Here is a 289-nt window from a genome sequence, read left to right on the forward strand (position 1 = left end):
GTTCTTGCAACGCCTGCTCACCTTTCTCCAACTTTTGATTTTCCTCTACATTCCGTTCCTGCAACTGTTGCTGCTTAGCCTCAAGTTGCCATACAACTTCTTGCTTTTCTTTAGTCTGCTGCCGGGCGTTGGCCAGTGCTTGGTTGACTGGGGCTTTATCAGGTTGGTGCTCCGCAAAGGGATGATCGGTAGAGCCGCACAACGGACAAGGTTCGTCTTTTTGTAATTGTTGGCGAAGTTCAGATAGCTCTTGCTGGAGTCGCTTTACTTCCTGCTCTGCTTCCAGGCG

Annotated in this window: 1 protein-coding gene; it reads right to left on the minus strand. The window is 50.2% G+C overall.

Annotated features, from left to right (window positions below):
• A partial coding sequence (locus tag HC175_RS23190; RefSeq protein WP_168140099.1) for a hypothetical protein occupies window positions 1–289 on the minus strand: 289 nt, incomplete at both ends.

Source organism: Salinimicrobium oceani (genome assembly GCF_012037645.1).